Source organism: Rhizobium tibeticum (genome assembly GCF_900110205.1).
In the GTDB taxonomy this organism is placed as follows: domain Bacteria; phylum Pseudomonadota; class Alphaproteobacteria; order Rhizobiales; family Rhizobiaceae; genus Rhizobium; species Rhizobium tibeticum.
Genome location: NZ_FOCV01000102.1, coordinates 1 through 896, shown reverse-complemented (window position 1 = coordinate 896; position 896 = coordinate 1). Strand labels below are relative to the sequence as shown.

Annotated in this window: 2 protein-coding genes; both read right to left on the bottom strand. The window is 59.3% G+C overall.

Annotated elements, in window-relative coordinates; genetic code table 11:
* Nucleotides 1-235, bottom strand: a 235-nt coding sequence (locus tag BSG20_RS36925) for a hypothetical protein (protein ID WP_177309933.1), incomplete at its 3' end; no start/stop codon positions are given.
* 398 nt (nt 236-633) lie between these two features.
* A partial coding sequence (locus BSG20_RS34615) for a DDE-type integrase/transposase/recombinase (RefSeq protein WP_143147620.1) occupies nt 634-896 on the bottom strand: 263 nt, incomplete at its 5' end.

Below are 896 nucleotides of genomic sequence, written 5' to 3'. Positions count from 1 at the left end.
GGGCCAGCGAGCGGCCCGTGAACAACGTGAAGCCGAAGAACGCGCGAGGCGGCACGACCAAGGCCCAGAAGAGCTCGACCCCGAGCGCCCAGAGCGACGTAAGCGCCGCCGCTGCACCCCCGGGATCATCGAAACCCGGGCCCAACGAGCTGCCCGTGAACAGCGCGAAGCCGATGAACGCGCAAGGCGGCAACACCGCCGTGAGCCCGATCCTCAAGACGTCGATCCTAATCAACCGCGGCCCCTTAGCAGGGGTCGCCTGGTCGAACGATCGCGCAAGGCCCCCGGCGGTTCTCGCTGAGTACGACCACGAGCAATATTGAAACCACAAATGCCAAGCCTGGCTCAGGAGAACTCAAAAAATCGGACTCGCGCTAATTCTGGAGGCGGCTCTCATGAGCACTGTTGAACGGATCAGACGGGCGTGTCGCAAAGCGGTCGGCCGAACGCGTTGAGCTGAAATACGTTCTGCTCTTCACGCCTGATTAACCTTTTGAAGTCCGAGGAGACGCGTATGCGGCCTCCACGCCCCATCGGTTTTTCAGTTGCAGCGATCTGAGGTGATCTACGGGCCGTCAAATGGGCGATGTCACGTTGTTTGATCAACGGCCGAAAAGTCGCTTGTCGGTAAACTCAGGCAATTGCAGCGGTCACGGCTTTCCACTGCGCCATGGCGCGGATCCGATGAATATGGGTGGCTAGGGCTGAGTGTCTCTGGTGCGGCGCGACGAAAAGATTTCTGACTGCTGAAAAGACCGAGATGAAACGTTGCAAACCTCCGACGGATCGAAAGCCCTGCATCATCCGCTCTCGTTTTCGAAGCGGCACGTGAGAATTCTCTGCGCGATTGTTAAGGCCCTTGTGCGATCGATGTTCGACAGTGGGCATCACGTCCC